This window comes from Pararhizobium sp. (assembly GCF_035497515.1).
GTDB lineage: Bacteria > Pseudomonadota > Alphaproteobacteria > Rhizobiales > Rhizobiaceae > Pararhizobium.
Genome location: NZ_DATJDJ010000194.1, coordinates 1 through 1844, shown reverse-complemented (window position 1 = coordinate 1844; position 1844 = coordinate 1). Strand labels below are relative to the sequence as shown.

Below are 1844 nucleotides of genomic sequence, written 5' to 3'. Positions count from 1 at the left end.
TCAGCGATTGTCGAAGCTCTGGAGAAGCTCGATTTGCATTTTCCCGAGGTGGCGAAAGACTCGCTCGACGAATTGCAGAAGGCCCGTGCAGCGCTTGAGCGGGAGGGACGTGGGGCCCCGGCTGTGTCGAAAAGGCGCCCTCGAGGCGCCTGACGGCCGTTGGTCAGCGACCCGGGCCGAAAGATCGGACTGCCAGCCGCTTTTGGCGTTGCCGGGCCCGTCCTTTCTCGTCTAGAAAGGTGTGTGGGCGCTTCCGGCAACCAACTGTCAATGGTTTGGGCCGATCATTGCGTTCCCGAGGGTTTTTGAATGGCGATTCGCGGTACAGAGCAGGAAATGCACGGAACGGCGGTGATTTCCGCTGATTCCGCCGCGATTCCGGCCGCGTCCATTTCGTCCCTCCTTGGCGGGCTCCTGCTTCTTATCTGCCCCTGAGGGCCGTCTGGGCATATCTGCCTGGGCACTCAGGGGTTCGACGAAGCACCGAAACCTGACAGCGCCCCAGGCGGCGCCATTTGACTGAAGGAATTTTCCCATGACCCCCGCGAACAAGTCCGACAAGGACCGCGTCATCATATTCGACACCACTCTGCGCGACGGCGAACAGTGTCCCGGCGCCACCATGACCTTCGAGGAGAAGCTCGAGGTCGCCGAGATGCTGGACGATATGGGCGTCGATGTCATCGAGGCCGGTTTTCCGATCACCTCGGAAGGCGACTTTCAGGCCGTTCAGGAGATTTCCAGGCGTTCCAAGAACGCGATTATCGCCGGTCTGTCCCGCGTCCATCCCAAGGACATCGACCGCTGCGCCGAGGCTGTGAAAGCGGGCAAGCGCGGTCGCGTTCATACCGTGATCGCGACGTCGCCTCTGCACATGAAGGTTAAGCTCAACATGACCCCGGAGCAGGTGATCGAAACCTCGATCACCAACGTCACCCGTGCCCGTAATCATATCGACGATGTCGAGTGGTCGGCCGAAGACGGCACTCGCAGCGAGATGGATTTTCTGTGTCGGATCGTCGAGGCCGTGATCAAGGCCGGCGCCACCACGGTGAACATTCCCGATACCGTCGGCTACACGGTGCCCGAGGAATACACTCACTTCATGCGGACGCTGATCGAACGCGTGCCGAACTCGGACAAGGCGGTGTTTTCCGTGCATTGCCATAACGATCTCGGCATGGCTGTCGCCAACTCGCTGGCCGGCCTCGCCGGCGGTGCGCGCCAGATCGAATGCACCATCAACGGCATCGGCGAACGAGCTGGCAATGCCGCGCTCGAGGAAGTCGTCATGGCGATCAATGTGCGCAACGACAAGTTCCCGTACTGGAACAAGATTGATACCACGATGCTGACCCGCGCCTCGAAGCTGGTCTCAGCGGCGACGTCGTTTCCGGTCCAGTACAACAAGGCGATCGTCGGCCGGAATGCCTTCGCGCACGAGAGCGGCATCCATCAGGACGGTGTGCTGAAGAACGCGCAGACCTACGAGATCATGACGCCGGCGTCTGTCGGTCTGAAGCAGTCGTCGCTTGTTCTCGGCAAGCACTCAGGCCGTCATGCCTTCGTCCACAAGCTGGAAGAGATGGGCTACAAGCTGTCCGCCAATCAGCTGGAAGATGCTTTCGTTCGCATGAAGGCGCTCGCCGATCGCAAGAAGGATATCTACGACGAGGATATCGAGGCATTGGTCGATCAGGAACTGGCGGCATCGCATGACCGTATCAAGCTGACGTCGCTGACGGTGATCGCGGGAACTCACGGTCCGCAGCGCGCCACCATGAAACTCGACATCGACGGGCAAGTGAAAATCGAGGAAGCCGAAGGCAATGGCCCAGTCGATG

General features: G+C 60.3%; 1 protein-coding gene. It reads left to right on the top strand.

Translation table 11 applies throughout. The features are described from left to right. Positions 1–535: 535 nt before the first annotated feature. On the top strand, positions 536–1844 hold a 1309-nt coding region (locus VL202_RS20640), incomplete at its 3' end, for a 2-isopropylmalate synthase (protein ID WP_325465947.1).